The organism is Pseudomonas sp. GW821-FHT07F01 (genome assembly GCF_059418825.1).
In genome coordinates this window covers 615,030-641,731 of sequence record NZ_JBWKQO010000002.1, presented here as the reverse complement: position 1 = coordinate 641,731, position 26,702 = coordinate 615,030, and the positions used below count along the sequence as shown (strand labels likewise).

Genomic DNA, 26,702 nt, shown 5'->3' with positions numbered 1-26,702 from the left:
GTTTTGTAGCTGCTGTAACGAAAGTTACAACCGCTAAATGATAATCAATATTGTTTGGAGGCTGTTTTAATCTGCTTTCCTTCGGGGTGTGGGAAAGTTGCTTGTTATATCCCTGTTACTGCAAGTAGCAGGGGCGCACCTTTTAACCTCTTTCGCCCTTGCTAACACCGCCCTGGATCAATGTTTGGCCAGCTTTTTTGCAGGGGCGGGCATGGCGAGGCTTTTGAGGAGGGCGCGCAGGGTAGAGGTTCGCCGGCAAGCCGGCTCCTACAGGAGGGGTGGGCAAAAAAAACGCCCCGAACCAGTCGGGGCGTCAGCTGTACAGCAATGCAGTTGTTTTTACCGGGTCTGCATTGGCCGCTCGATCAAGCCGTGAGGCCTAAATCAGTGGAACTGTTCTTCTTCGGTGGAGCCGGTCAGCGCGGTTACCGAGGACGAGCCACCCTGGATCACGGTGGTCATGTCGTCGAAGTAGCCGGTGCCCACTTCCTGCTGGTGAGCCACGAAGGTGTAGCCCTTGGCGGCGTCAGCGAACTCTTGCTCTTGCAGTTTCACGTAGGCGGTCATGTCGTTGCGGGCGTAGTCGTGCGCCAGGTTGAACATGCTGTGCCACATGTTGTGGATGCCGGCCAGGGTGATGAACTGGTGCTTGTAGCCCATGGCGGACAGTTCGCGCTGGAACTTGGCGATGGTCGCGTCGTCCAGGTTCTTCTTCCAGTTGAAGGAAGGCGAGCAGTTGTACGACAGGATCTGGTCCGGGTATTCCTTCTTGATCGCCTCGGCGAAGCGACGGGCTTCGTCCAGGTCCGGCTTGGCGGTTTCGCACCAGATCAGGTCGGCGTACGGAGCGTAAGCCAGGCCGCGGGCGATTGCCTGGTCCAGGCCGGCTTTCACTTTGTAGAAGCCTTCCTGGGTGCGGGTGCCAGTCACGAATGGCTGGTCGTACGGGTCGCAGTCCGAAGTCAGCAGGTCAGCGGCGTTGGCGTCGGTACGGGCCAGGATGATGGTCGGTACACCGGCAACGTCGGCCGCCAGACGGGCAGCGGTCAGCTTCTGTACGGCTTCCTGGGTTGGAACCAGTACCTTGCCGCCCATGTGGCCGCACTTCTTAACGGAAGCCAGCTGGTCTTCGAAGTGAACGCCGGCGGCGCCTGCTTCGATCATGCTCTTCATCAGCTCGTAGGCGTTCAGTACACCGCCGAAACCGGCTTCAGCGTCGGCCACGATCGGTGCGAAGTAGTCGATGTAGCCGTCGTCGCCCGGGTTCTTGCCGGCTTTCCACTGGATCTGGTCGGCGCGACGGAACGAGTTGTTGATGCGCTTGACCACGGTTGGAACCGAGTCCACCGGGTACAGCGACTGGTCGGGGTACATGGATTCGGCGGAGTTGTTGTCCGCAGCCACTTGCCAACCCGACAGGTAGATCGCCTGGATACCGGCTTTAACCTGTTGTACAGCCTGGCCGCCGGTCAGGGCGCCCATGCAGTTGACGAAATCTTTATCAGGACGGAAGGACGGCTTGGCACCTTGGGTGACCAGGTTCCAGAGCTTCTCGGCGCCCATGCGTGCCAGGGTGTGCTCGGGTTGAACCGAGCCACGCAGACGGACCACGTCGGCAGCGGAGTAGGTGCGAGTCACGCCTTTCCAGCGCGGGTTTTCAGCCCAGTCTTTTTCAAGGGCTGCAATTTGCTGTTCGCGTGTCAGTGCCATGGAGATAAACCTCGTCGCGTCTTGTGTAAAAAGTCGTTCTTGGTTGGAGAATTCCGGCTCCGCCGATCACGCGTCATAACGCTGCGTAAAAGGCTGCTCGCTGACCAGGAAGCTTATGGCGGTCAAGTCGGGTCTGGCGGGGATGGCGACGGGTGAACGATGGGCTCGAGGGGAAAGTGAGCAGGTGAAGGCGAGCTGCGGGGCGCATGCCGGCGTCGTGGGCCTTGGTGCGTTCCATCAGTGTGTTGCCGATCTACCTAATTACGCTTCCGTCCCTCGGGACAACTTCGTTCCAGTCGCAATCTCGTCAAACACACCTTGTGGGCGGTACAGACACGAATCGGCTCAGGTGGGTAGGTTAGAGCGGCGATCCGAAGGCCCTTGCCAGGGCCCCTGATTAGCGGGAGCGAGGCCATCATGCCCGCGGTTTTTTGGCTCGTCAAATGTTTTGTAGTGCTTTTTTTGCGGCACTACATCTTTGGTCTAATACGACTAATCAGTCAGTTTTTGGTGCTTTAGTCCAAGGCATCGACCTTGACCCGCAAGGTCATGTCGTCCCGGCCTTGAGTCGAGTAGCTGCGGCCCGGGCCCTGTTTATCGGCCTGGGTCTGGCGATTGACTCCGGCCAGGGTGATCCATTCGCCCAGGCGCCCACTGACAGTTGTGTCGGTGCTTTGCACGTTCACTACATCGGGACGTTCCTGGCTCATGCGGTCACGGTTGGTGCTGATGCTCAGGTGCACGGTTTCACCGGTAACGCTGGCGGTGACATAGAAGCCCTGGGTGACGTTGCGGTACTGGGTCTGGTTCTGCAGGCGCCCGTAGGGGTCGGTCTGGGTGGTGGTCAACGGCACGCTCTGGCCGACCTGGATCAGCGCTGGCACGCCTTCGCTGGCCTGGATCTGCTGGATACCGCCGTCGCGGCTCTCGGTGCTGCGGTTGATGATTCGGGTCTGGGGCGCGCCGTTGACCGAATAGCCCTGATTGTCCTGGAAGTTGTTTTCATTGGTATCGACGGTGATCAGCAGGCGTTTGGCCGCGGTGTCCAGTTGGGCGATAAAGGCTCGCAGTTCGGCGATCTTGTCCGGCTCGGCGTTGACGATCAGCTGGTTGCCATAGGCGCTGACCTTGCCGTCCTTGCCGAGGAAGTTCTGCGCCACCGGCAGCAGGTCGGCACTGGTGCGGTTGTTGAGGGGCACGATCTCGGTGGCGGCCATGACCGAACAGCTGAAGGTCAGCAGCAGCGTCGTGAGCAGGGTGCGTAGGGACATATCCGTTATCTCCGCGAGTAGCTGGCGTAAAGCCTTGAGTTTGACACTTTGTCGGCTTTGGGTGGGGCAAGTTGAATCGCGCACGGCAAAACGCCCCGGCATCCTGGTCTCCAGCTTAGTTGCCGGAGGAGGGATGGCGGGGCGTTTTGGCTGGCCGTTGCCGCGAGCGGCGTGTCGGTCAGGCGCCGCGAACCATGTCGACGTGGGGAATGCCCGCTTCGAGGAACTCCTCGCTGACGATGGAGAAGCCCAGGCGCTCATAGAACGCCGTGGCCTGGACCTGGGCGCTGAGCATCTGCTGCTTCAGGCCGCGCTTTTCGGCTTCATCGATCACCGCGCGCATCAGCGCGTCGCCAACCTTCAGGCCGCGCCAGTCCTTGAGCACCGAAACCCGGCCCACATGGCCGTCGGGCAGCAGGCGCGCGGTGCCGATGGGGAAGTCGCCCTCGAAGGCCAGGAAGTGCACGGCGCTGTCGTCGTCGGCATCCCACTCCAGTTCGGGCGGCACCGATTGCTCGGCAATGAATACGGCTTCACGGATGCGCCGGATCTCGGCGTTGTCCTTTTGCCAGTCTGCGACACGTACGTGAATCTTATTCATCGGCAAACCCCAGGCTCCCTTGCTTGACCAGTTCACACAACAGGCCGCGCCCATCGTCATCCGCCAGCCACTGGCCGAGGTTGTCGATATGCAAGGCATCGGCGGCGCAAATCATTTTCAGCAGTTCGCGCAGCTTACCGGGAAGCAGGCGGCTTTGGCCGCTGGCGAACAGTAGCAGGTCTTCATCCACTTCCGACCAGGCCAGGCGCGCGCTCGGGTTGCGGATCAGGATCGCGCCCTGTTCCAGGCTGTCCAGCAGGTCTTCTTCTTCCAGTTCGGGTCCGGTCACCAGTTCCGGGTAGCGTGGTTCGGTCATGAACTGGCCGAACCAGGTCAGCAGCAGGCGCTCGTCGCTCATGTGCTCGGCCAGCAGGCCCTTGAGCCGGTCGAGGGCGTCCTGCTGGATCTGGTGCGGGTCGCTGGCCGGCTGCACGTCGGCGTCGGTGTAGCGGTCTTCGTCCGGCAGGAACTGGCCGAGGAAGTCGGTGAAGTGGGTCAGGACTTCGGCGGCGCTCGGGGCGCGGAAACCGACCGAATAAGTCATGCAATCGTTCACCGCAACGCCATAGTGGGCCAGGCGCGGTGGCAGATAGAGCATGTCGCCGGGCTCCAGGACCCAGCTTTCGGTTTCTTCGAACTCGGCGAGGATGCGCAGGTCCGCGTGCTGCAGCAGCGGGCTTTCGGAGTCGCACATCTGGCCGATCTTCCAGTTGCGCTTACCAAAGCCTTGCAGCAGGAACACGTCGTAGTTGTCGAAGTGCGGGCCGACGTTACCGCCAGGTGCGGCGAAGCTGATCATCACGTCATCGATGCGCCAGCTCGGCAGGAAGCGGAAGTGCTCCAGCAGCTCGGCGACTTCCGGGACGAACTGGTCCACGGCCTGGACCAGCAGGGTCCAGTCGCGTTCCGGCAGCTTGCTGAACTCGTCTTCGGCGAAGGGCCCGCGGCGCAGTTCCCATGGGCGCTCGCCGTTTTCGATCACCAGGCGCGATTCGACTTCTTCTTCCAGGGCCAGGCCGGCCAGTTCGTCAGGTTCGATCGGGCTTTCGAAGTCAGGCAGGGCCTGACGGATCAGCAGGGGTTTCTTCTGCCAGTAGTCACGCAGAAATTCCCGTGCAGTGATGCCGCCCAGAAGTTGAAGAGGAATATCAGGATTCATGTGTAACCTATTGAAAAAGTGTACTTTTCTAGCAGGAATAAAAACGCCCGGCGCGGCCGGGCGTCAAAAGGTCGAGCAATCGGTCAGATGCGCTTGGCCTGGGCTGCGGCATTACCGATGTAGCTGGCTGGAGTGAGCTGTTTCAGCTCGGCCTTGGCCGCGGCGGGCATGTCCAGCCCGTCGATGAAAGTCTGCAGCGCTTCTGGGCTGATGCCCTTGCCGCGCGTCAGTTCCTTGAGCTTTTCGTAGGGGTTTTCGATGTTGTAGCGGCGCATCACGGTCTGGATCGGCTCGGCCAGGACTTCCCAGCAGGCGTCCAGGTCTTCGGCGATTTTCTGGGCGTTGAGCTCCAGTTTGCTGATGCCCTTGAGGCTGGCCTCGTAGGCAATCACGCTGTGAGCAAAGCCCACGCCCAGGTTGCGCAGCACGGTGGAGTCAGTCAGGTCGCGCTGCCAGCGGGAGATCGGCAGCTTGCTCGCCAGGTGCTGGAACAGGGCGTTGGCGATGCCCAGGTTGCCTTCGGAGTTTTCGAAGTCGATCGGGTTGACCTTGTGCGGCATGGTCGAGGAACCGATTTCGCCGGCGATGGTGCGCTGCTTGAAGTAGCCCAGGGAGATGTAGCCCCAGATATCGCGATCGAAGTCGATCAGGATGGTGTTGAAGCGGGCGATGGCGTCGAACAGCTCGGCGATGTAGTCGTGCGGCTCGATCTGCGTGGTGTAGGGGTTGAAGGCCAGGCCCAGTTCGTCTTCGATGAAGGCGCGGGCGTTGGCTTCCCAGTCGATGTCCGGGTAGGCCGAGAGGTGGGCGTTGTAGTTGCCCACGGCGCCGTTGATCTTGCCCAGCAGGGGCACGGCGGCGACCTGGGCGATCTGGCGCTCCAGGCGGTAAACGACGTTGGCCAGTTCCTTGCCCAGGGTGGTCGGCGAGGCCGGCTGGCCGTGGGTGCGCGACAGCATCGGCACTTCGGCGAAACGGATCGCCAGCTCGCGGATGGCGTTGGCGGTCTGGCGCATCAGCGGCAGCATCACTTCATCACGGCCTTCGCGCAGCATCAGGGCGTGGGACAGGTTGTTGATGTCCTCGCTGGTGCAGGCGAAGTGGATGAACTCACTGACGTTGGCCAGTTCAGGCAACTTGGCAGCTTGCTCCTTGAGCAGGTACTCGATGGCCTTGACGTCGTGGTTGGTGGTGCGCTCTATCTCTTTGACGCGCTCGGCGTGCTCCAGCGAGAAGTTCTCTGCCAGGGCATTGAGGACGGCGTTGGCTTCGGCGGAGAACGCCGGCACTTCGCTGATGGCGCTATGGGCGGCCAGGCGCTGGAGCCAGCGCACTTCAACGAGGACGCGAGCACGGATCAGGCCGTATTCGCTGAAAATGGGGCGCAGGGCCTGGGTTTTGCCGGCGTAGCGGCCGTCAACAGGGGAAACCGCAGTGAGCGAAGAGAGCTGCATGGGGTGTTCTCGGACAGTCGGGCAACGAAATGGGGCGCGTATCATACATGAAAATATCCGCCGGTCCGTTGCCAACTGACCAGCGTCTTACGCGCAGCTCTTGAAAAATCAGGCGCAGCTCAGCTGCTGCGCATCAATGGATAAAGCTCTTTGAGCAATTTGCGCCGGCTGATCACCAGTTGCCAGCGATGGCCGCCCAACTGTCGCCACAGGCGTGCCGAGCGGATGCCGGCCAGCAGCAGGGCGCGGATCTTCGAGGCATTGCTGGGCTGCTGCAGGTTGCGCATGTCGCCGTGCACCTGAATGCGCTGGCGCAGGGTGCTCAGGGTGTCCTGGTACAGCCCGCCGCACGCGGCGATGACGTTTTCGTGGGCTGGACCGAAATGTTCTACCTGGGACTGGATCTGCGGCAGGCGTTTGCCGATGGTCTCCAGCAGGTCGTCGCGCTTGGCCAGCTGGCGCTCCAGGCCGAGCATCGACAAAGCGTAGCGCAGCGGTTCGCGCTGCAGGGTGCTGGGGTCGCGCTCCAGGGCGCCGATCAGGGCCCGGTAACCCTCGCGCAGGTTGATGTCGTCGCCGCCGTAGACTTCCAGGGTGTCTTTCGGGTCGCGGATCAGCAGGCTGCCGAGCATGCAGCTCAAGGCCGCTTCGCTGACCTGGCCGGTCTTGGCGATCCGGTCGACCAGCACGGCGGCCAGGAATACACCGCCCAGCGCCGTCAGTTGTTCCTGAATCGGGCTCATGGACGGGCGTCCTTGCTGCTCCAGGGTTCGGCCACTTCGATCACGCCGCCACCGAGGCAGATCTCGCCGTCGTAGAACACCACGGACTGGCCGGGAGTGACGGCGCGCTGTGGGTCGTCGAAGGTGGCGCGGTAGCCGTTGGCGGTCTTTTCCAGGGTGCAGGGCTGGTCGCTCTGGCGGTAGCGCACCTTGGCGGTCAGGCGTCGCGGCTGGCTCAGGTCGATGGGGTTGACCCAATAGATGTCGGAGGCCAGCAGGGCGCGGGAGAACAGCCAGGGGTGATCATTGCCCTGGCCCACGATCAGCTCGTTGTGCTCCAGGTCCTTGATCAGCACGTACCACGGCTCTTCGCCGGCGTCTTTCAGGCCGCCGATGCCCAGGCCCTGACGCTGGCCAATGGTGTGGTACATCAAACCGTGATGGCGGCCGATGACTTCACCTTCGGTGGTCTTGATCTCGCCGGGCTGGGCCGGCAGGTATTGCTTGAGGAAGTCGCTGAAGCGCCGCTCACCGATAAAGCAGATGCCGGTGGAGTCTTTCTTCTTCGCCGTGGCCAGGTCGTGTTTTTCGGCAATGGCGCGCACTTCGGGCTTTTCCAGCTCGCCTACCGGGAACAGGGTCTTGGCGATCTGTTCGCCGCCAACGGCGTGGAGGAAGTAGCTCTGGTCCTTGTTCGGGTCCAGGCCCTTGAGCAGTTCGGTGCGGCCATCGATGTCGCGGCGGCGCACATAGTGGCCGGTGGCGATCAGGTCGGCGCCGAGCATCATGGCGTAGTCGAGGAAGGCCTTGAACTTGATTTCGCGGTTGCAGAGGATATCCGGGTTCGGCGTGCGGCCGGCCTTGTATTCGGCCAGGAAGTGCTCGAACACGTTGTCCCAGTATTCGGCGGCGAAGTTGGCGGTGTGCAGCTTGATGCCAATCTTGTCGCACACGGCCTGGGCGTCGGCCAGGTCGTCCATGGCGGTGCAGTATTCGGTTCCGTCGTCTTCCTCCCAGTTCTTCATGAACAGGCCTTCCACCTGGTAACCCTGCTCCATCAGCAGGAGGGCGGAAACGGAAGAATCCACGCCGCCGGACATGCCGACAATGACGCGCTTCTTTTGGTTATCAGAAGGGGCTGGATCACGCATAGGAATTCAACGGGTGTCTTGAAAAAGGACGCGATTCTAACAGGCTGAGGCCTGCAAGGCTAAAACTGCGGTTAAAGCATTGGTCGGATCAGTGCCAGGCTGTGCAACTGGCCATCCAGGTAATCGTCCAGGCACTGCAGGATCAGCTCGCTGCGCCAGTTGGCCCGTTGCTCCAGCAGTTGCTCGCGGCTCAGCCAGCGCGGGCCGATGATGCCGTCATCCAACTGATAGTCCGGATGATGGCGCAGTGGCTTGGCGGCAAAGCACACGCGCTGGTAGGTCACGCCGTTGCTGGGGGCGGTGTAGAGGTAGATGCCGACCACGCCGGTCAACTCCACGTCCCAGCCGGTTTCCTCCAGGGTTTCGCGTACGGCCGCCTGGAGCAGGCTTTCATTGGCATCCAGGTGCCCGGCGGGCTGGTTGAGCACGGCTTGTTCGCCCTGGTATTCCTCGACGAACAGGAAGCGGCCCTGGTCCTCGACGATGGTGGCGACAGTAATATGCGGTTGCCATTCCATAAAGGCACTCCTTTATAAAGGGTGGGCATTGTAGGAGCCGGCTTGCCGGCGAAGCGAGCGCTGTCTGTTTCGCCGACAGGCCGGTTGCTGCGGGCGCCAGAAGCACAAACCCCGGCGCGGGGCCGGGGTTTGTGTGTTCGCTCGTGCTTACACCAGCGCAGCGATGGCCGCGTTGAGGGTGGTGCTCGGGCGCATGGCCTGGCTCACCAGCTCGGGGTTGGCGCTGTAGTAGCCACCGATGTCCACGGGCTTGCCCTGTACGGCGTTGAGCTCGGCGACGATGGTCGCTTCGTTCTCGGTCAGGGTCTTGGCCAGGGTGTTGAACTGCGCTTGCAGGGCAGCGTCCTCGGTCTGGGCGGCCAGGGCTTGAGCCCAGTACAGCGCCAGGTAGAAGTGGCTGCCGCGGTTGTCGATGTTGCCGACCTTGCGCGATGGCGACTTGTTGTTGTCGAGGAACTGGCCGGTCGCCTGGTCCAGGGTCTTGGCCAGCACCAGGGCTTTCGGGTTGTTGTAGGTGTTGCCCAGGTGCTCCAGGGAGGCGGCCAGGGCCAGGAACTCACCCAGGGAGTCCCAGCGCAGGAAGTTCTCTTCCAGCAGCTGTTGCACGTGTTTCGGGGCTGAACCGCCGGCGCCGGTTTCGAACAGGCCGCCACCGTTCATCAGCGGCACGATCGACAGCATCTTGGCGCTGGTGCCCAGTTCCATGATCGGGAACAGGTCGGTCAGGTAGTCGCGCAGTACGTTGCCGGTCACCGAGATGGTGTCCTTGCCGTCGCGGGTGCGGGCCAGGGTGAACTTCATGGCTTCAACCGGGGACATGATGCGGATGTCCAGGTCGCTGGTGTCGTGATCCTTCAGGTAGGCCTGAACTTTCTCGATCATCACGCCGTCGTGGGCCCGCATCGGGTCCAGCCAGAAAATGGCCGGGGTGCTGCTGGCACGAGCACGGTTGACCGCCAGTTTGACCCAGTCCTGGATCGGCGCGTCTTTGGTCTGGCACATGCGGAAGATGTCGCCGGCTTCGACTTTCTGCTCCAGCAGCAGGCTGCCTTTGCTGTCGGTGATGCGAACCACGCCGTCAGCCTTGATTTCGAAAGTCTTGTCGTGGGAACCGTATTCTTCGGCTTTTTTCGCCATCAGGCCAACGTTCGGCACGCTGCCCATGGTGGTCGGATCGAACGCGCCATTGGCTTTGCAGTCTTCGATCACGGCCTGGTAGATGGTGGCGTAGCAACGGTCCGGGATCACGGCCTTGGTGTCGTGCAGCTGGCCGTCGGTGCCCCACATCTTGCCGGAGTCACGGATCATGGCAGGCATCGAGGCGTCGACGATCACGTCGCTCGGCACGTGCAGGTTGGTGATGCCTTTGTCGGAGTTGACCATGGCCAGGGCAGGGCGGGCTGCGTAGACGGCCTGGATGTCGGCTTCGATGGCGGCTTGCTGATCGGCAGGCAACGCCTTGATGCGGGCGTACAGGTCGCCGATGCCGTTGTTCAGGTTGAAGCCGATTTCCTGCAGCACGGTGGCGTGCTTGCTCAGGGCATCCTGATAGAACTCGGCAACGATCTGGCCGAACATGATCGGGTCGGAGACCTTCATCATGGTGGCCTTGAGGTGTACCGAAAGCAGTACGCCTTGCTTCTTGGCGTCTTCGATTTCAGCGGCGATGAAGGCGCGCAGGGCCTTTTTGCTCATTACGGCGCAGTCGAGGATCTCGCCGGCTTGCACGGCGGTCTTTTCCTTCAGGACGGTGGCAGTGCCGTCCTGGGTGATCAGTTCGATCTTGACGCTGTCGGCTGCTTCGATCAGGGCCGCTTTTTCGCTGCCGTAGAAGTCGCCGTTGCTCATGTGGGCAACGTGGGACTTGGAGTCCTTGGCCCAGGCGCCCATCTTGTGCGGGTGCTTGCGCGCATAGTTCTTCACCGACAGCGGAGCGCGGCGGTCGGAGTTGCCTTCACGCAGGACCGGGTTCACGGCGCTGCCCTTGACCTTGTCGTAACGGGCCTTGGCGTCTTTGTCGGCGTCGCAGGTCACGGTTTCTGGGTAGTCCGGCAGCGCATAGCCCTGGGCCTGCAGCTCTTTGATCGCGGCTTGCAGTTGCGGGACCGAGGCGCTGATGTTCGGCAGCTTGATGATGTTGGCTTCTGGGGTGACCGCCAGCTCGCCCAGTTCGGCAAGGTGGTCCGGCACCGCTTTGGTACCCAACTGCTCAGGGAAGCTGGCGAGGATGCGGCCGGCCAGGGAGATGTCGCGGGTTTCCACGGCGATATCAGCCGAAGCGGTGAAGGCTTCTACGATAGGCAGCAGGGAATAGGTGGCGAGGGCCGGGGCTTCGTCGGTGAAGGTGTAGATGATCTTCGAGCGGGTGGGCATATTCGGATTAACTCTCTTCTTTGCTAAAGCGTGCGCAGAAACTCGAGGTGCGCCGGGTAAGCGCTTTCGTTCAAAGGTCATCCATGAGCCGAATGTCGAGGTTTCTTCGCGGTGATGTTGGGTGCATCAGTCGAGCGTCAAGCGGGTGGGCTGCGGTAACAACCCGGCTTTGGGCGGCCATTCTCGGCTTGTTTTGTCGGTAGCAGAGCGTTCGGCCGTCGTGACTCTGTGGTCAGCGGCGGCATTATACATAGGTAGCTAGCAAAACGCCGATGCTTCATAGGCGCCCGTTCTCGTCCATTGGTCTAAAGGTCGCAGGCAGGGTGCAGGCGTAGAGTCGCTCGGGGTGCTTTACTTTGGCACTTTTCCCTTTGCTTTCAGGCTTGTAGGCCGCGAACTGTGCAGCTTTCACGGCATATGGGTGGAACATGAGGTTCCCGTCCAGATTCAACTGGGGTACGCTCGAACGCAGCCAGATGTTCAATCCACACAACGGAGTTCAGCATGGGATACAAGAAGATTCAGGTTCCAGCAGTCGGCGACAAAATCACCGTCAACGCAGACCATTCTCTCAATGTTCCTAACAACCCGATTATTCCTTTCATCGAAGGCGACGGTATTGGTGTTGATATCAGCCCGGTCATGATCAAGGTTGTCGATGCTGCGGTTAAGAAGGCTTACGGCGGCGAACGCAAGATTTCCTGGATGGAAGTGTATGCCGGGGAAAAAGCGACTCAAGTGTACGACCAGGACACCTGGCTTCCTCAGGAAACCCTGGACGCAGTGAAGGATTACGTGGTTTCCATCAAGGGCCCGCTGACCACTCCGGTCGGTGGTGGCATCCGTTCCCTGAACGTGGCCCTGCGTCAGCAACTCGATCTTTATGTATGCCTGCGCCCTGTGCGCTGGTTCGAAGGCGTGCCCAGCCCGGTGAAAAAGCCGGGTGACGTGGACATGACCATCTTCCGTGAAAACTCCGAAGACATTTACGCCGGCATCGAGTGGAAAGCCGGCTCGGCAGAAGCCACCAAGGTCATCAAGTTCCTCAAGGAGGAAATGGGTGTCACCAAGATCCGTTTCGACGAAAACTGCGGCATCGGCGTCAAGCCGGTTTCCCTGCAGGGCACCAAGCGTCTGGCGCGCAAGGCGCTGCAATATGTAGTGGATAACGACCGCGACTCGCTGACCATCGTGCACAAAGGCAACATCATGAAGTTCACCGAAGGTGCCTTCAAGGAATGGGCCTACGAAGTGGCGGCCGAAGAGTTCGGCGCGACCCTGCTGGACGGCGGTCCCTGGATGCAGTTCAAGAACCCGAAAACCGGCAAGAACGTCATCGTCAAGGATGCCATCGCCGACGCCATGCTCCAGCAGATCCTGCTGCGCCCGGCCGAATACGATGTGATCGCGACCCTCAACCTCAACGGTGACTACCTGTCCGACGCCCTGGCGGCGGAAGTGGGCGGCATCGGCATTGCGCCAGGCGCCAACCTGTCCGATACCGTGGCCATGTTCGAAGCCACCCACGGTACCGCGCCCAAGTATGCCGGCAAGGACCAGGTCAACCCGGGTTCGCTGATCCTCTCCGCAGAGATGATGTTGCGCCACATGGGCTGGACCGAAGCAGCCGACCTGATCATCAAGGGCACCAATGGCGCAATCTCGGCCAAGACCGTGACCTATGACTTCGAACGCCTGATGGACGGTGCAACCCTGCTGTCTTCCTCGGCCTTCGGCGATGCGCTGATCTCGCACATGTAAGCTGTACGGCGCCCAAAGCAAACCGGCCGACTCAATCCCTTGAGTCGGCCGGTTTTTTCATGACTGGATGTTGGTTGGATCAGCTCAGGGCGCTTTCGGGCTGGGCCTCGGCGGTGACGATTTCGCCGGGCACCTTCAACGCGCTGATTTTGATCGCATGCAGGCCCTTGGGCCCTTGGATGATCTCGAAGCTCACAGCCTGTCCGGCTTTCAAGGTCTTGTAGCCATCCATATCGATGGCCGAGTAATGGGCAAACAGATCGTCAGTCTTGCCCTCCTCATTAATAAAGCCATAACCCTTGGCGTTGTTGAACCACTTGACCTTACCGCTAGCCATACTCATATCCCTCTGCAACAGACTCCATCACTGGAGTATCATCCAGTTCATCCGCCGCCAAGCTTGGTAAAAAGGTTGACGCCGCGGACGTTTATTACCCAATGTGGGCCCTATTGGTTGTAACACCGTTTTGCCGATAGTCAAGTTGACCCGGCGGTCGGAGTTGAAATCCTTCCAGGGCGCCCCCACCACTGTATTTGCACAACTGACGAACCTTTCTTTCCATGCATGCAATCAGCCAGATTCGACTAACATTCAATCAGGATCGCCCGGACTTGCACGACGACGATTCCGCTGGCTTGGCAGTACAGGAGGCTAAGCCTGCTCTCCAGGCGCCGCCGATGTACAAGGTGGTTTTGTTCAACGATGACTACACGCCGATGGATTTCGTCGTCGAAGTGCTCGAGATGTTTTTTAACCTGAATCGCGAGCTGGCGACCAAGGTCATGCTGGCCGTCCATACCGAAGGGCGGGCAGTGTGTGGATTGTTTACCCGCGACATCGCCGAGACCAAGGCCATGCAGGTCAACCAGTACGCCCGGGAAAGCCAGCATCCGCTACTCTGTGAAATCGAGAAGGACGGTTAACGCCGACCACTTGGGTATGAGGTGAAGCTATGTTAAACCGCGAGCTCGAAGTCACCCTCAATCTCGCCTTCAAGGAGGCCCGTTCGAAGCGTCATGAGTTCATGACCGTCGAGCATCTCCTGTTGGCTCTTTTGGATAATGAGGCCGCCGCCACCGTTTTACGTGCCTGCGGAGCAAACCTCGACAAACTCAAGCACGACTTGCAGGAGTTCATCGACTCCACAACGCCGCTGATTCCCGTGCACGACGAGGATCGCGAAACTCAGCCAACCCTGGGTTTCCAGCGTGTATTGCAACGTGCTGTCTTTCACGTACAGAGCTCGGGCAAGCGTGAAGTTACCGGTGCCAATGTGCTGGTAGCCATCTTCAGTGAGCAAGAGAGCCAGGCGGTGTTCCTGCTGAAACAGCAGAGCGTTGCCCGTATCGACGTGGTCAACTACATCGCCCATGGCATCTCCAAGGTGCCCGGGCATGGCGATCATTCTGAAGGTGAACAGGATATGCAGGACGAAGAGGGTGGTGAGTCGTCTTCTTCGGGCAATCCTCTGGATGCCTATGCCAGCAACCTCAATGAACTGGCCCGTCAGGGGCGCATTGATCCGTTGGTGGGGCGCGAGCAGGAAGTCGAGCGCGTAGCGCAGATCCTGGCGCGCCGGCGCAAGAACAACCCGCTGCTGGTGGGTGAGGCAGGCGTGGGCAAGACCGCGATTGCCGAGGGCCTGGCCAAGCGCATCGTCGACAATCAAGTGCCGGACCTGCTGGTCAACAGCGTCGTCTACTCGCTGGATCTCGGGGCGTTGCTGGCCGGTACCAAATACCGCGGCGATTTCGAGAAGCGCTTCAAGGCGCTGCTGGGCGAACTGAAAAAACGCCCTCAGGCGATCCTGTTCATCGACGAAATCCACACCATCATCGGTGCCGGTGCGGCCTCCGGTGGGGTGATGGACGCCTCGAACCTGCTCAAGCCGCTGCTGTCCTCGGGTGATATCCGTTGCATCGGCTCGACTACCTTCCAGGAGTTCCGTGGCATTTTCGAGAAGGACCGGGCCTTGGCGCGGCGCTTCCAGAAAGTCGATGTGTCCGAGCCCTCGGTTGAAGACACCATTGGCATCCTGCGCGGCCTCAAGGGGCGTTTCGAGCAGCATCACAGTATCGAATACAGTGATGAAGCCCTGCGTGCCGCTGCAGAATTGGCCTCGCGCTATATCAATGACCGGCATATGCCTGACAAGGCCATCGACGTCATCGACGAGGCAGGTGCCTATCAGCGCCTGCAGCCGGCGGAGAAGCGCGTGAAGCGCATCGAAGTGGCCCAGGTCGAAGACATCGTGGCGAAAATCGCGCGGATTCCACCAAAACACGTCACCAGTTCCGATAAAGAGCTGCTGCGCAATCTTGAGCGCGATCTCAAGCTGACGGTGTTTGGCCAGGATGCGGCGATCGATTCGCTGTCCACCGCGATCAAGCTGTCCCGTGCAGGCCTGAAATCGCCGGACAAACCGGTCGGTTCCTTCCTGTTCGCCGGTCCTACCGGTGTCGGCAAGACCGAAGCGGCGCGGCAGTTGGCCAAGGCCATGGGGATCGAGCTGGTACGCTTCGACATGTCCGAGTACATGGAGCGGCACACCGTCTCGCGCTTGATTGGTGCGCCTCCCGGCTATGTCGGTTTCGACCAGGGTGGCTTGCTGACCGAGGCCATCACCAAGCAGCCGCATTGCGTATTGCTGCTCGATGAAATCGAGAAGGCCCACCCGGAAGTCTTCAACCTGCTGCTGCAGGTGATGGACCACGGGACCCTGACCGACAACAACGGGCGCAAGGCGGATTTCCGCAATGTGATCGTCATCATGACCACCAACGCCGGTGCTGAAACCGCGGCGCGAGCCTCCATCGGCTTCACGCATCAGGATCACTCTTCCGATGCCATGGAAGTGATCAAGAAGAGCTTCACGCCGGAGTTCCGCAACCGTCTGGACACCATTATCCAGTTCGGTCGCCTGAGCCACGAAGTGATCAAGAGCGTGGTGGACAAGTTCCTTACCGAGCTTCAGGCGCAGCTGGAAGACAAGCGCGTGCAGCTGGAAGTGACCGATGCCGCTCGCAGCTGGCTGGCCGCCGGTGGTTACGACGTGACCATGGGCGCCCGTCCGATGGCGCGCTTGATCCAGGACAAGATCAAGCGTCCCCTGGCCGAGGAGATCCTGTTTGGCGAGCTGTCCGACCATGGCGGTGTGGTCCACATCGACATCAAGGATGGCGAGCTGACCTTCGATTTCGAGACCACGGCGGAAATGGCTTGATCGCCGCATAACACAGCAGTACAGCCAAAGGCACCGGGAGGTGCCTTTGTGCTATCTGGCGTTTGAAACGTTTTTTTGCAGACGAACAAAAACGCCCGGCATAACCGGGCGTCTTGTATTGACTTGCTTAGCGAGCGCGGTAAGTGATGCGCCCTTTGCTCAAGTCATAGGGCGTCAGCTCGACGCGCACTTTGTCACCGGTAAGAATACGAATGTAGTTCTTGCGCATCTTGCCGGAAATATGCGCGGTTACGACGTGCCCATTTTCCAACTCCACACGAAACATGGTGTTGGGCAGGGTGTCGACGACAGTGCCTTCCATTTCGAAGCTGTCTTCTTTCGACATGCAGTAAAGCCCTCGGTGTCCAATGAATGGCCCGGTGCAACTGCGCCAGGCAAAAGCGGCGTGCATTGTGCCCGAAAAGTGGGGTTTAAGCCAAGACCTTCTAGTTGAGGATCACCCATCTCTGGTTAACCAGCAGCTCTATGGGGCGATATTGGGTCTTGTAGTTCATCTTTTTGCAGTTCTTGATCCAGTAGCCGAGGTACACCGCATCCAGCCCCAGGCGCAGGGTTTCGCCGATTTGCCAAAGGATCGCAAAACGCCCGAGGCTGCGGCGCTCTTCGTCGGGTTCATAGAAGGTGTAGACCGCCGACAGGCCATTGGGCAGCAGGTCGGTGACCGCCACGGCCAGCAGGCGGCCGTCCAGGCGGAACTCGTAGAAGCGCGAGAAGGGCAGGTCTCGAACCAGGAAGGTCGAGAACTGGTCGCGGCTTGGGGGGAACATGTCGCCATCGGCGTGGCGTTGCTCGATGTAGCGCTGGTAGAGGTCGAAATACTCTTCGCTGAAGCAGGGTTTGGCCGCGTGTACGGTCAGGTCGCTGTTGCGTTTGAGAATGCGCTTTTGCTGGCGGCTGGGCAGGAACTGTGTAGCAGGAATGCGCGCCGGCACGCAGGCGTTGCAGTTCTGGCAGTGGGGGCGATACAGATGATCGCCGCTGCGCCGAAAGCCCATTTCCGACAGATCCGCGTAGACATGCACGTCCATGGGCTGGCTGGGATCGAGGAACAGAGTGGTCGCCTGTTCGTCGGGCAGGTAGCTGCAAGAGTGGGGTTGGGTGGCATAGAACTTCAGGCGCGCCAACTCGGTCATGAGTCAACCCTCGGAATAAGCTTTGCAATTAAGTGTAAGCCACCCCCGGCAAACCCGCCTAGGAAACCCATATGGCGCGGCTCGGCAGGTCCAGGTGGTGTTTCAGGTAATTCGCGAACTCTGGCCGGGAAATGGATCGGGCGCCGAGGCTGTGCAGGTGTTCGGTGGGCATCTGGCAGTCGATCAGCACAAATCCCCACGCCTTCAAGCGTTCCACCAGAGTGGCAAAGCCGAATTTCGAGGCATTGTCGGCGCGGCTGAACATCGACTCGCCGAAAAACAGCTGCCCCATGGCCAGTCCATACAAGCCGCCCACCAGCACTCCTTGATCCCAGACTTCCACCGAATGGGCGTAGCCGCGTTGATGCAGTTGCAGGTAAGCGCGTTGCATCGCTTCGCTGATCCAGGTGCCGTCGGCATAGGCGCGAGGCGCTGCACAGGCGCTGATGACTGCGGCAAAGTCCCGATCGAAGGTCACCTGATAGTGTTGTTTGCGCAACAGTTTGCCCAGGCTGCGGGAGACATGCAGTTCGTCCGGGAATAACACCGTGCGCGGATCGGGGGACCACCAGAGAATCGGCTGGCCCTCGGAAAACCAGGGAAAGCAGCCGTGACGATAGGCCTGGATCAGGCGGTCGGCAGACAAGTCTCCGCCCGCCGCCAGCAAGCCATTGGGCTCGCGCATGGCCTTTTCCAGCGGCGGGAAGTCGAGTGTGTTGCGTTGTAACCAGGTCAGCATGGTATCCAGACTTGCGGCAGGGGAGGGCGGTGGCGAGCCATTGCGGGCCCGCCACAAGCGTAGGGCGAGGGCTTAGTTGTCGTCGAGGAATTTTTCCGCATCCAGCGCTGCCATGCAGCCGGCGCCGGCCGAAGTGATGGCCTGGCGATAGACGTGGTCGGCCACGTCGCCGGCGGCAAATACGCCCTGGATGCCGGTGGCCGTGGCATTGCCTTCGCTGCCGCCACGCACCAGCAGGTAGCCGTCGCGCATCTCCAGCTGGCCCTGGAACAGATCGGTATTGGGCTTGTGGCCGATGGCGATAAACACCCCGGCCAGTGGCAGATCCTTGGTTTCTCCGCTGTGGCTGTCCTTGAGGCGGGCGCCGGTCACGCCGCTGGCATCGCCCAGCACTTCCTCCAGGTGCTGGTTCCAGTGCAGGCGGATATTGCCATTGGCGGCCTTGTCGAACAGCTTGTCCTGGAGAATCTTCTCGGCCCGCAGCTTGTCGCGGCGATGCACCAGGTGCACTTCTTTGGCGATGTTCGACAGGTACAGTGCTTCCTCCACGGCGGTGTTGCCGCCGCCCACCACGGCCACCACCTGATTGCGGTAGAAGAAGCCATCGCAGGTGGCGCAGGCGGAAACCCCCTTGCCGGCAAAGGCTTCTTCGGAGGGCAGGCCCAGGTATTGCGCCGAGGCGCCGGTGGCGATGATCAGCGCGTCGCAACTGTAGGTGCCGCTGTCGCCGATGAGGATAAACGGCCGCTGCTGCAACTGTGCGGTGTGGATGTGGTCATAGACGATCTCGGTGTCGAAGCGTTCGGCGTGTCTCTGCATCCGCTCCATCAGCACCGGGCCGGTCAGGCCTTCGACATCGCCGGGCCAGTTGTCGACTTCGGTGGTGGTGGTCAGTTGGCCGCCGGCTTGCAAACCGGTGATCACCGTCGGTTTGAGGTTGGCCCGAGCGGCATAGACGGCAGCGCTGTAACCGGCAGGGCCAGAGCCCAGAATGATCAGGCGTGAATGCTTCGCATCGTTCATAAAAACACCTCATAAGCCTTTGTCACAAAAGAGAATGCATGCTCCAATTGAACAGTGCGTAACAGGCCGTTGACTATGCTGGTCGGAGGGTTCCGACGTGGCATGGCGTGAACAAACCCGTACAATACGACGCTGTACCGGGTTTATTCAGAATTGCACTGTTTCAGAAGCAAGGGGCAGAGTGTTAAAAGTAGCCCCAGTTACGCCGGTCAACTTTATTTACCTGCTCGGATTGAGCAGTATCTTGTAGTCAATCACCCGTTGGACGCGCCCTTGGCGCAGGAAAAGACGCGTTTTGAAGAAATCCACCGCAGCACCTAAACCTGTTGTTCCGCTCTGGCGTCAACAATTGCACTACCGGCTCAAGGAAGGTGCGTTGATCGCCATTGGCGCCCTGTGCCTGTTCTTGATGATGGCACTTCTGACCTATGGGAAAGATGATCCGGGCTGGAGTCATAACAGCAAGATTGAAGACGTGCAGAACTTCGGTGGCCCGGCCGGTTCCTACAGCGCCGATATCCTGTTTATGGTGTTGGGTTACTTCGCCTATATCTTCCCGCTGCTGTTGGCGATCAAGACCTACCAGATCTTCCGCCAGCGCCATGAGCCCTGGCAGTGGAGCGGCTGGCTGTTTTCCTGGCGGCTGATCGGCCTGGTGTTCCTGGTGCTGTCGGGCGCCGCGCTGGCCCATATCCATTTCCATGCCGCCACGGGCCTGCCGGCCGGTGCCGGTGGCGCCCTGGGCGAAAGCCTGGGCGACCTGGCCAAGAACGCCCTGAACGTGCAGGGCAGCACCCTGATGTTCATTGCCCTGTTCCTGTTCGGCCTGACGGTGTTCACCGACCTGTCGTGGTTCAAGGTGATGGACGTGACCGGCAAGATCACCCTCGACCTGTTCGAACTGTTCCAGGGCGCCGCCAACCGCTGGTGGGATGCGCGCGTGGAGCGCAAGCAACTGGTGGCGCAATTGCGTGAAGTGGATGCCCGGGTCGATGAAGTCGTGACCCCGAACGTGGCCGACAAGCGCGAGCAGGCCAAGGTCAAGGAGCGCCTTATCGAGCGCGAGCAGGCCCTGAGCAAGCACATGTCCGAGCGCGAAAAGCAGGTGCCGCCAGTGATCACGCCGATCGCCACCAAGGCGCCGGAGCCCAGCAAGCGCGTGCAGAAAGAGAAACAGGTGCCGTTGTTCGTCGACAGCGCGGTGGAAGGCACCTTGCCACCGATCTCGATCCTCGACCCGGCAGAAAAGAAACAGCTGAACTATTCCCCCGAATCCCTGGCGGCGGTTGGCCACCTGCTGGAAATCAAGCTCAAGGAGTTCGGTGTCGAAGTCTCGGTGGATTCGATCCACCCGGGGCCGGTGATTACCCGTTACGAAATCCAGCCGGCGGCAGGGGTGAAAGTCAGCCGGATCGCCAACCTGGCCAAGGACCTGGCGCGTTCCCTGGCCGTGACCAGTGTTCGCGTAGTGGAAGTGATTCCCGGCAAGACCACCGTGGGCATCGAGATTCCCAACGAAGACCGGCAGATCGTGCGCTTCTCCGAAGTGCTCTCGACCCCGGAATACGACAACTTCAAATCCCCGGTCACCCTGGCCCTGGGCCACGATATCGGCGGCAAGCCGATCATCACCGACCTTGCGAAAATGCCTCACCTGCTGGTGGCCGGTACCACTGGCTCCGGTAAGTCGGTGGGGGTCAACGCGATGATCCTGTCGATCCTGTTCAAGTCCGGCCCGGAAGACGCCAAGCTGATCATGATCGACCCGAAGATGCTCGAACTGTCGATCTACGAGGGCATTCCGCATCTGCTGTGCCCGGTGGTGACCGACATGAAGGACGCGGCCAACGCCCTGCGCTGGAGCGTGGCGGAGATGGAGCGGCGCTACAAGCTCATGGCCAAGATGGGCGTGCGCAACCTCTCGGGCTTCAACGCCAAGGTCAAGGAAGCGATTGAAGCAGGTACCCCGCTGGCCGATCCGCTGTACAACCGCGAAAGCATTCACGACGAAGCGCCGCTGCTGACCAAGCTGCCGACCATCGTCGTGGTGGTGGACGAATTCGCCGACATGATGATGATCGTCGGCAAGAAGGTTGAGGAACTGATCGCCCGTATCGCCCAGAAGGCCCGTGCCGCCGGTATCCACCTGATTCTCGCCACCCAGCGGCCATCGGTGGACGTGATCACCGGCCTGATCAAGGCCAACATTCCGACCCGCATGGCGTTCCAGGTGTCGAGCAAGATCGACTCGCGGACCATCATCGACCAGGGCGGTGCCGAACAATTGCTGGGCCACGGTGACATGCTCTACATGCCGCCGGGCACCAGCCTGCCGATCCGCGTCCACGGCGCCTTCGTTTCCGATGATGAAGTGCACCGCGTGGTGGAGGCCTGGAAGCTGCGCGGTGCGCCGGAATACAACGACGACATCCTCAACGGTGTCGAAGAGGCGGGCAGTGGTTTCGAAGGCAGCAGCGGTGGCGGTGACGGCGATGATCCGGAAGCCGACGCGCTCTACGACGAAGCCGTGCAGTTCGTCCTGGAAAGCCGCCGGGCCTCGATCTCTGCGGTACAGCGCAAGCTGAAGATTGGCTACAACCGCGCCGCCCGGATGATCGAAGCCATGGAAATGGCCGGGGTGGTGACGGCGATGAACACCAACGGCTCCCGCGAAGTGCTGGCGCCGGGCCCGACGCGCGACTGATCCCTGTTTCGCTTGCAGCGGCGTGAAGTCACGCCGCTCGTATACCCATCCAATTAATGAGGAATTCCATGCGCCTGATTCGCATGTTGCTGCTGCCGGTATTGGCTGTGACCACCTTGTCGGCCCACGCCGACCCCAAAGACGTGGCGCGCCTGACCCAGTTGCTGGAAAAGTCCCAGACCCTGACCGCGCGTTTTTCCCAGCTGACCCTGGATGGCAGCGGCACCCAGTTGCAGGAAACCGCCGGCGAGATGTCCCTGCAGCGCCCGGGCCTGTTCTACTGGCACACCGATGCGCCACAAGAACAGCTGATGGTTTCCGACGGCCAGAAAGTCTCCCTGTGGGACCCGGACCTGGAGCAGGTGACCATCAAGAAGCTTGACCAGCGCCTGACCCAGACCCCGGCCCTGTTGCTCTCCGGTGACGTGTCGAAAATCAGCGAAAGCTTCGACATCACCTCCAAGGAAGCCGGCGGCGTGATGGACTTCACCCTCAAGCCGAAAACCCGCGACACCCTGTTCGACAGCCTGCGCCTGTCGTTTCGCAACGGCATGATCAACGACATGCAGTTGATCGACAGCGTTGGCCAGCGCACCAATATCCTGTTCACCGGGGTCAAGGCCAACGAAGCCATCCCGGCGTCCAAGTTCAAGTTCGACATCCCCAAGGGTGCCGATGTGATCCAAGAGTAAGCAGCCGCAACCGCAAGGTTTCGAAGGTAGTCCATGGACCTGTTTCGTAGTGCCCCGATTGCCCAGCCACTGGCCGCACGCCTGCGTGCGACCAACCTGGACGAGTACGTTGGCCAGCAGCACCTGTTGGCCCGGGGCAAGCCGCTGCGCGAGGCCCTGGAGCAGGGCGCGCTGCATTCGATGATCTTCTGGGGCCCGCCCGGGGTCGGCAAGACCACCCTGGCGCGGCTGTTGGCGGAAGTCTCGGATGCCCACTTCGAAACCGTCTCGGCGGTGCTGGCCGGGGTCAAGGAGATCCGCCAGGCGGTGGAAGTCGCCAAGCAGCAGGCCGGGCAATACGGTCGGCGAACCATCCTGTTTGTCGACGAAGTGCACCGCTTCAACAAATCGCAGCAGGATGCCTTCCTGCCTTACGTGGAAGACGGCACGCTGATCTTTATCGGCGCCACCACGGAAAACCCGTCCTTCGAGCTCAACAACGCCTTGCTCTCCCGAGCGCGGGTCTATGTGCTCAAGAGCCTGGATGAAGCGGCCCTGGGCACCCTGGTACAGCGCGCCCTGACCGAGGAGCGGGGGCTGGGCAAGCGCCAGCTGAGCCTCAGCGATGAAGGCTTCCAGATGCTGCTGTCGGCCGCCGATGGCGATGGCCGGCGCATGCTCAACCTGCTGGAAAACGCCTCGGACCTGGCGGAAGACGGTGGCGAGATCAGTGTCGATCTGTTGCAAAGCCTGCTGGGTGACACCCGCCGGCGTTTCGACAAGGGCGGCGAAGCCTTCTACGACCAGATTTCCGCGTTGCACAAATCGGTGCGCGGCTCCAATCCCGACGGCGCCCTGTACTGGTTCGCGCGCATGCTCGACGGTGGCTGCGACCCGTTGTACCTGGCCCGGCGCGTGGTGCGCATGGCCAGCGAAGATATTGGCAACGCCGACCCGCGGGCCCTGAGCCTGTGCCTGGCGGCCTGGGATGTGCAGGAGCGCCTGGGCAGCCCCGAAGGCGAGCTGGCAGTGGCCCAGGCCATCACCTACCTGGCCTGTGCGCCGAAGAGCAACGCCGTGTACATGGGTTTCAAGGCCGCCATGCGCGCTGCTGCAGAGCACGGCTCGCTGGAAGTGCCGATCCACCTGCGCAATGCCCCGACCAAACTGATGAAGCAGCTGGGCTACGGCGACGAATACCGCTACGCCCATGACGAGCCGGATGCCTACGCCGCCGGTGAAGACTATTTCCCCGAAGAACTCGAACCCTTGCCGCTCTACCAGCCGGTGCCCCGTGGCCTGGAACTGAAGATCGGCGAGAAGCTCAAGCACCTGGCCGCCCTGGACCGGGCCAGCCCCTTGCAGCGGAGAAAACCTTGATCCCCCTGATCCTCGCAGTCTCCGCCGGCGGCGTGGCCGGCACCCTGTTGCGCTTTGCCACCGGCAACTGGATCAACGCCAATTGGCCGCGGCACTTCTATACCGCGACGCTGGCCGTTAATATCGTGGGCTGCCTGCTGATCGGCGTGTTGTACGGGCTGTTCCTGGTCCGTCCGGAAGTGCCGATCGAAGTGCGTGCCGGATTGATAGTGGGCTTCCTCGGTGGCCTGACGACTTTTTCATCCTTTTCACTGGATACCGTGCGTCTGCTGGAAAGCGGACAAGTGGCGCTGGCCCTGGGCTATGCGGCACTGAGTGTATTCGGCGGGCTGCTTGCTACCTGGGCCGGCCTGTCCTTGACCAAACTTTGATAAACGAGAGAACGACATGCTCGATTCCAAACTGTTACGTAGCAACCTCCAGGACGTAGCGGATCGTCTGGCATCCCGCGGCTTTGCCCTGGATGTGGCACGCATCGAAGCGCTGGAAGAACAGCGCAAGACCGTGCAGACCCGCACCGAGCAACTGCAGGCTGAACGTAACGCGCGCTCCAAGTCCATCGGCCAGGCCAAGCAACGCGGTGAAGACATCGCCCCGCTGATGGCCGACGTTGAGCGCATGGGGAACGAGCTGAGCTCCGGCAAGGCGGAGCTGGAAAACATCCAGAGCGAACTGGATTCGATCCTGTTCGGCATTCCCAACCTGCCCCACGAGTCGGTGCCGGTGGGCGAAGACGAAGACGGCAACGTTGAAGTGCGCCGCTGGGGCACCCCGACCGCCTTCGATTTCCCGATCAAGGACCACGTGGCCCTGGGCGAAACCCACGGCTGGCTGGACTTTGAAACCGCCGCCAAGTTGTCCGGCGCGCGTTTTGCCCTGTTGCGCGGCCCGATCGCCCGTCTGCACCGCGCCCTGGCGCAGTTCATGATCAACCTGCACACCGGCGAGCACGGCTACGAAGAGGCCTATACCCCGTACCTGGTGCAGGCGCCGGCCCTGGTGGGCACCAGCCAGTTGCCGAAGTTCGAGGAAGACCTGTTCAAGATCACTCGCGAAGGCGAAGCCGATCTGTACCTGATCCCGACCGCTGAAGTGTCGCTGACCAACATCGTCGCTGGCGAGATTCTCGACGCCAAGCAACTGCCGCTGAAGTTCGTCGCCCACACGCCGTGCTTCCGTAGTGAAGCCGGTGCCTCGGGCCGTGACACTCGCGGCATGATCCGCCAGCACCAGTTCGACAAGGTCGAGATGGTCCAGGTGGTCGAGCCGTCGACCTCCATGGAAGCCCTGGAAGGCCTGACCGCCAACGCCGAGAAAGTCCTGCAACTGCTGCAACTGCCGTACCGCGTACTGGCCCTGTGCACCGGCGACATGGGCTTCAGTGCGGTCAAGACCTACGACCTGGAAGTCTGGGTACCGAGCCAGGACAAGTACCGCGAGATCTCCTCGTGCTCCAACTGTGGCGACTTCCAGGCCCGCCGCATGCAGGCTCGCTTCCGCAACCCGGAAACCGGCAAGCCGGAGCTGGTGCACACCCTCAACGGTTCCGGCCTGGCCGTGGGCCGCACCCTGGTGGCGGTGCTGGAGAACTACCAGCAGGCCGACGGTTCGATCCGTGTGCCGGATGTGCTGAAGCCGTACATGGGTGGCCTTGAGGTCATCGGCTAAATGGAATATCTGCCGCTGTTTCACAACCTTCGCGGCAGTCGTGTGTTGGTGGTCGGCGGAGGGGAGATTGCCTTGCGCAAATCCCGTCTGCTGGCCGATGCCGGTGCGCAGCTGCGAGTGGTCGCACCTGAAATAGAAGCGCAATTGCAGGAACTGATCGTCGCCAGCGGCGGTGAGTCCCTGTTGCGCGGGTATGTCGAGGCAGACCTCGACGGCTGCACCCTGATCATCGCCGCCACCGATGACGAATCCCTGAATGCCCAGGTTTCCGTCGATGCCCATCGGCGTTGCGTGCCGGTCAATGTGGTGGACGCGCCGGCCCTGTGCAGCGTGATCTTCCCGGCCATCGTCGACCGTTCGCCGCTGGTCATCGCAGTCTCCAGTGGCGGCGATGCGCCAGTGCTGGCGCGGCTGATCCGGGCCAAGCTGGAAACCTGGATTCCTTCCACCTACGGCCAACTGGCCGGGTTGGCGGCGCGTTTCCGTGCCCAGGTCAAAGGCCTGTTTCCGGATGTGCAGCAACGCCGGGCGTTCTGGGAGGACGTGTTCCAAGGGCCCATTGCCGATCGTCAGCTGGCGGGGCAGGGGGCGGAAGCCGAACGTCTGTTGCAGGCCAAGATTGCGGGCAAGGCGCCTCATGCGCCGGGCGAGGTGTATCTGGTGGGCGCAGGCCCGGGTGATCCGGACCTGCTGACCTTCCGCGCCCTGCGCCTGATGCAGCAGGCCGATGTGGTGCTCTACGACCGCCTGGTGGCGCCGGCGATTCTCGAGCTGTGCCGCCGCGACGCCGAACGCATCTACGTCGGCAAGCGTCGCGCCGATCACGCCGTGCCCCAGGAACAGATCAACCAGCAACTGGTGACCCTGGCCCAGCAAGGCAAGCGGGTGGTGCGCCTGAAGGGTGGTGATCCGTTCATCTTCGGCCGGGGCGGCGAAGAGATCGAAGAACTGGCGGCCCACGGCATTCCGTTCCAGGTGGTGCCGGGGATTACCGCGGCCAGTGGTTGCTCGGCCTATGCCGGGATTCCCCTGACTCACCGTGACTACGCCCAGTCGGTGCGCTTCGTCACCGGCCATCTCAAGGACGGCACCAGCAACCTGCCCTGGAGCGACCTGGTGGCGCCGGCCCAGACCCTGGTGTTCTACATGGGCCTGGTGGGCTTGCCGACCATCTGCGAGCAACTGATCAAGCACGGTCGCGGCGCCGACACCCCGGCGGCGCTGGTTCAGCAGGGCACCACCAGCAACCAGCGTGTCTTCACCGGCACCCTGGGCAACCTGCCGGCCCTGGTTGCGGAACACGAAGTGCATGCCCCGACCTTGGTGATCGTTGGCGAAGTGGTCCAGCTACGCGAGAAGCTGGCCTGGTTCGAAGGCGCTCAGTCCGAGGTCTGAAAAGCTTCGCCGGCAAGCCGGCTC

General features: G+C 61.4%; 23 protein-coding genes. 9 read left to right on the top strand and 14 right to left on the bottom strand.

All coding sequences use genetic code 11. The annotated features are described in order from the left end of the window. Positions 1–384 precede the first annotated feature (384 nt). The 9 genes from aceA to AC07R1_RS09020 form a co-directional block, all read right to left on the bottom strand. On the bottom strand, positions 385–1,710 hold the full coding sequence (aceA, locus tag AC07R1_RS09060; RefSeq protein ID WP_011062184.1) for an isocitrate lyase: 1,326 nt from the start codon (positions 1,708–1,710) through the stop codon (positions 385–387). Between the two features lie 515 nt (positions 1,711–2,225). Further along, positions 2,226–2,981, bottom strand: coding sequence for a secretin N-terminal domain-containing protein (locus tag AC07R1_RS09055; protein ID WP_125062751.1), 756 nt, complete (start codon positions 2,979–2,981; stop codon positions 2,226–2,228). 178 nt (positions 2,982–3,159) lie between these two features. Beyond that, a complete protein-coding gene (locus tag AC07R1_RS09050; protein ID WP_011062182.1) occupies positions 3,160–3,582 on the bottom strand; it encodes a GNAT family N-acetyltransferase in 423 nt (140 codons plus the stop codon). Then, the gene (locus AC07R1_RS09045) at positions 3,575–4,741 is read right to left on the bottom strand and encodes a ribosomal protein uL16 3-hydroxylase (protein WP_495110442.1); all 1,167 of its coding nucleotides are present in this window, start codon (positions 4,739–4,741) and stop codon (positions 3,575–3,577) included. The genes AC07R1_RS09050 and AC07R1_RS09045 overlap by 8 nt, the downstream gene beginning before the upstream one ends. Positions 4,742–4,824: 83 nt before the next feature. Beyond that, entirely contained in the window at positions 4,825–6,195 is a 1,371-nt protein-coding gene (gene purB / locus AC07R1_RS09040) for an adenylosuccinate lyase (RefSeq protein ID WP_019092906.1), read from the bottom strand. Positions 6,196–6,314: 119 nt separating this feature from the next. Next, positions 6,315–6,938, bottom strand: coding sequence for a high frequency lysogenization protein HflD (gene hflD / locus AC07R1_RS09035; protein WP_011062179.1), 624 nt, complete (start codon positions 6,936–6,938; stop codon positions 6,315–6,317). Next, complete coding sequence (mnmA, locus tag AC07R1_RS09030; RefSeq protein WP_015636291.1) at positions 6,935–8,068, bottom strand: tRNA 2-thiouridine(34) synthase MnmA; 1,134 nt, start codon at positions 8,066–8,068, stop codon at positions 6,935–6,937. The genes hflD and mnmA overlap by 4 nt, the downstream gene beginning before the upstream one ends. A 71-nt stretch (positions 8,069–8,139) precedes the next feature. After that, positions 8,140–8,586, bottom strand: coding sequence for an NUDIX hydrolase (locus AC07R1_RS09025; RefSeq protein ID WP_011062177.1), 447 nt, complete (start codon positions 8,584–8,586; stop codon positions 8,140–8,142). A gap of 147 nt (positions 8,587–8,733) precedes the next feature. Continuing rightward, positions 8,734–10,959, bottom strand: a complete 2,226-nt coding sequence (locus AC07R1_RS09020; protein ID WP_495110441.1) for an NADP-dependent isocitrate dehydrogenase — start codon at positions 10,957–10,959, stop codon at positions 8,734–8,736. Between the two features lie 504 nt (positions 10,960–11,463). On the opposite strand from AC07R1_RS09020, the gene icd reads away from it, so the two are divergent. Next, complete coding sequence (gene icd, locus AC07R1_RS09015; RefSeq protein ID WP_011062175.1) at positions 11,464–12,720, top strand: NADP-dependent isocitrate dehydrogenase; 1,257 nt, start codon at positions 11,464–11,466, stop codon at positions 12,718–12,720. Positions 12,721–12,799: 79 nt separating this feature from the next. Here the strand turns inward: icd and cspD are convergent, their stop codons facing one another. Further along, positions 12,800–13,063, bottom strand: coding sequence for a cold shock domain-containing protein CspD (gene cspD, locus AC07R1_RS09010; protein ID WP_019092905.1), 264 nt, complete (start codon positions 13,061–13,063; stop codon positions 12,800–12,802). 218 nt (positions 13,064–13,281) lie between these two features. Here cspD and clpS point away from each other — a divergent pair, with 218 nt between their 5' ends. Together clpS and clpA are read left to right on the top strand one after the other, a co-directional pair. Next, positions 13,282–13,644, top strand: a complete 363-nt coding sequence (gene clpS, locus AC07R1_RS09005; protein WP_011062173.1) for an ATP-dependent Clp protease adapter ClpS — start codon at positions 13,282–13,284, stop codon at positions 13,642–13,644. A 29-nt stretch (positions 13,645–13,673) separates the two neighbouring features. Next, a complete protein-coding gene (clpA, locus tag AC07R1_RS09000) occupies positions 13,674–15,944 on the top strand; it encodes an ATP-dependent Clp protease ATP-binding subunit ClpA (protein ID WP_011062172.1) in 2,271 nt (756 codons plus the stop codon). 127 nt (positions 15,945–16,071) lie between these two features. On the opposite strand, the gene infA is transcribed toward clpA, so the two are convergent. From infA to trxB, 4 genes are all read right to left on the bottom strand, one after another. After that, complete coding sequence (gene infA / locus AC07R1_RS08995) at positions 16,072–16,290, bottom strand: translation initiation factor IF-1 (protein WP_002553999.1); 219 nt, start codon at positions 16,288–16,290, stop codon at positions 16,072–16,074. 100 nt (positions 16,291–16,390) lie between these two features. Beyond that, complete coding sequence (locus AC07R1_RS08990) at positions 16,391–17,098, bottom strand: arginyltransferase (protein WP_015636288.1); 708 nt, start codon at positions 17,096–17,098, stop codon at positions 16,391–16,393. A 58-nt stretch (positions 17,099–17,156) separates the two neighbouring features. Further along, entirely contained in the window at positions 17,157–17,837 is a 681-nt protein-coding gene (gene aat / locus AC07R1_RS08985) for a leucyl/phenylalanyl-tRNA--protein transferase (RefSeq protein ID WP_011062170.1), read from the bottom strand. 72 nt (positions 17,838–17,909) lie between these two features. Next, positions 17,910–18,860, bottom strand: coding sequence for a thioredoxin-disulfide reductase (gene trxB, locus AC07R1_RS08980; RefSeq protein WP_011062169.1), 951 nt, complete (start codon positions 18,858–18,860; stop codon positions 17,910–17,912). 295 nt (positions 18,861–19,155) lie between these two features. Here trxB and AC07R1_RS08975 point away from each other — a divergent pair, with 295 nt between their 5' ends. From AC07R1_RS08975 to cysG, 6 genes are all read left to right on the top strand, one after another. Continuing rightward, positions 19,156–21,564, top strand: a complete 2,409-nt coding sequence (locus AC07R1_RS08975) for a DNA translocase FtsK (protein WP_015636285.1) — start codon at positions 19,156–19,158, stop codon at positions 21,562–21,564. 68 nt (positions 21,565–21,632) lie between these two features. Beyond that, positions 21,633–22,256 (top strand): outer membrane lipoprotein periplasmic chaperone LolA, encoded by a 624-nt coding sequence (gene lolA / locus AC07R1_RS08970; protein WP_011062167.1) that lies wholly within the window; start codon positions 21,633–21,635, stop codon positions 22,254–22,256. A gap of 33 nt (positions 22,257–22,289) precedes the next feature. Further along, the gene (locus tag AC07R1_RS08965) at positions 22,290–23,615 is read left to right on the top strand and encodes a replication-associated recombination protein A (protein ID WP_015636284.1); all 1,326 of its coding nucleotides are present in this window, start codon (positions 22,290–22,292) and stop codon (positions 23,613–23,615) included. Further along, positions 23,612–23,986, top strand: a complete 375-nt coding sequence (gene crcB / locus AC07R1_RS08960) for a fluoride efflux transporter CrcB (RefSeq protein WP_011062165.1) — start codon at positions 23,612–23,614, stop codon at positions 23,984–23,986. The genes AC07R1_RS08965 and crcB overlap by 4 nt, the downstream gene beginning before the upstream one ends. A 16-nt stretch (positions 23,987–24,002) precedes the next feature. Beyond that, the gene (gene serS, locus AC07R1_RS08955) at positions 24,003–25,283 is read left to right on the top strand and encodes a serine--tRNA ligase (RefSeq protein WP_011062164.1); all 1,281 of its coding nucleotides are present in this window, start codon (positions 24,003–24,005) and stop codon (positions 25,281–25,283) included. Further along, positions 25,284–26,678, top strand: coding sequence for a siroheme synthase CysG (cysG, locus tag AC07R1_RS08950; RefSeq protein WP_342402460.1), 1,395 nt, complete (start codon positions 25,284–25,286; stop codon positions 26,676–26,678). It abuts the gene before it with no gap. Positions 26,679–26,702 lie beyond the last annotated feature (24 nt).

Bases quoted from the DNA above. Each gene is read 5' to 3' on its own strand.
- clpA (WP_011062172.1), top strand. From the start codon at position 13,674: ATGTTAAACCGCGAGCTCGAAGTCACCCTCAATCTCGCCTTCAAGGAG.
- AC07R1_RS09025 (WP_011062177.1), bottom strand. From the start codon at position 8,586: ATGGAATGGCAACCGCATATTACTGTCGCCACCATCGTCGAGGACCAG.
- trxB (WP_011062169.1), bottom strand. From the start codon at position 18,860: ATGAACGATGCGAAGCATTCACGCCTGATCATTCTGGGCTCTGGCCCT.
- serS (WP_011062164.1), top strand. From the start codon at position 24,003: ATGCTCGATTCCAAACTGTTACGTAGCAACCTCCAGGACGTAGCGGAT.
- AC07R1_RS08990 (WP_015636288.1), bottom strand. From the start codon at position 17,098: ATGACCGAGTTGGCGCGCCTGAAGTTCTATGCCACCCAACCCCACTCT.
- AC07R1_RS09020 (WP_495110441.1), bottom strand. From the start codon at position 10,959: ATGCCCACCCGCTCGAAGATCATCTACACCTTCACCGACGAAGCCCCG.
- AC07R1_RS08965 (WP_015636284.1), top strand. From the start codon at position 22,290: ATGGACCTGTTTCGTAGTGCCCCGATTGCCCAGCCACTGGCCGCACGC.
- cysG (WP_342402460.1), top strand. From the start codon at position 25,284: ATGGAATATCTGCCGCTGTTTCACAACCTTCGCGGCAGTCGTGTGTTG.
- aat (WP_011062170.1), bottom strand. From the start codon at position 17,837: ATGCTGACCTGGTTACAACGCAACACACTCGACTTCCCGCCGCTGGAA.
- hflD (WP_011062179.1), bottom strand. From the start codon at position 6,938: ATGAGCCCGATTCAGGAACAACTGACGGCGCTGGGCGGTGTATTCCTG.
- AC07R1_RS09050 (WP_011062182.1), bottom strand. From the start codon at position 3,582: ATGAATAAGATTCACGTACGTGTCGCAGACTGGCAAAAGGACAACGCC.
- lolA (WP_011062167.1), top strand. From the start codon at position 21,633: ATGCGCCTGATTCGCATGTTGCTGCTGCCGGTATTGGCTGTGACCACC.
- clpS (WP_011062173.1), top strand. From the start codon at position 13,282: ATGCATGCAATCAGCCAGATTCGACTAACATTCAATCAGGATCGCCCG.
- aceA (WP_011062184.1), bottom strand. From the start codon at position 1,710: ATGGCACTGACACGCGAACAGCAAATTGCAGCCCTTGAAAAAGACTGG.
- icd (WP_011062175.1), top strand. From the start codon at position 11,464: ATGGGATACAAGAAGATTCAGGTTCCAGCAGTCGGCGACAAAATCACC.
- purB (WP_019092906.1), bottom strand. From the start codon at position 6,195: ATGCAGCTCTCTTCGCTCACTGCGGTTTCCCCTGTTGACGGCCGCTAC.
- AC07R1_RS09045 (WP_495110442.1), bottom strand. From the start codon at position 4,741: ATGAATCCTGATATTCCTCTTCAACTTCTGGGCGGCATCACTGCACGG.
- cspD (WP_019092905.1), bottom strand. From the start codon at position 13,063: ATGAGTATGGCTAGCGGTAAGGTCAAGTGGTTCAACAACGCCAAGGGT.
- AC07R1_RS09055 (WP_125062751.1), bottom strand. From the start codon at position 2,981: ATGTCCCTACGCACCCTGCTCACGACGCTGCTGCTGACCTTCAGCTGT.
- infA (WP_002553999.1), bottom strand. From the start codon at position 16,290: ATGTCGAAAGAAGACAGCTTCGAAATGGAAGGCACTGTCGTCGACACC.
- mnmA (WP_015636291.1), bottom strand. From the start codon at position 8,068: ATGCGTGATCCAGCCCCTTCTGATAACCAAAAGAAGCGCGTCATTGTC.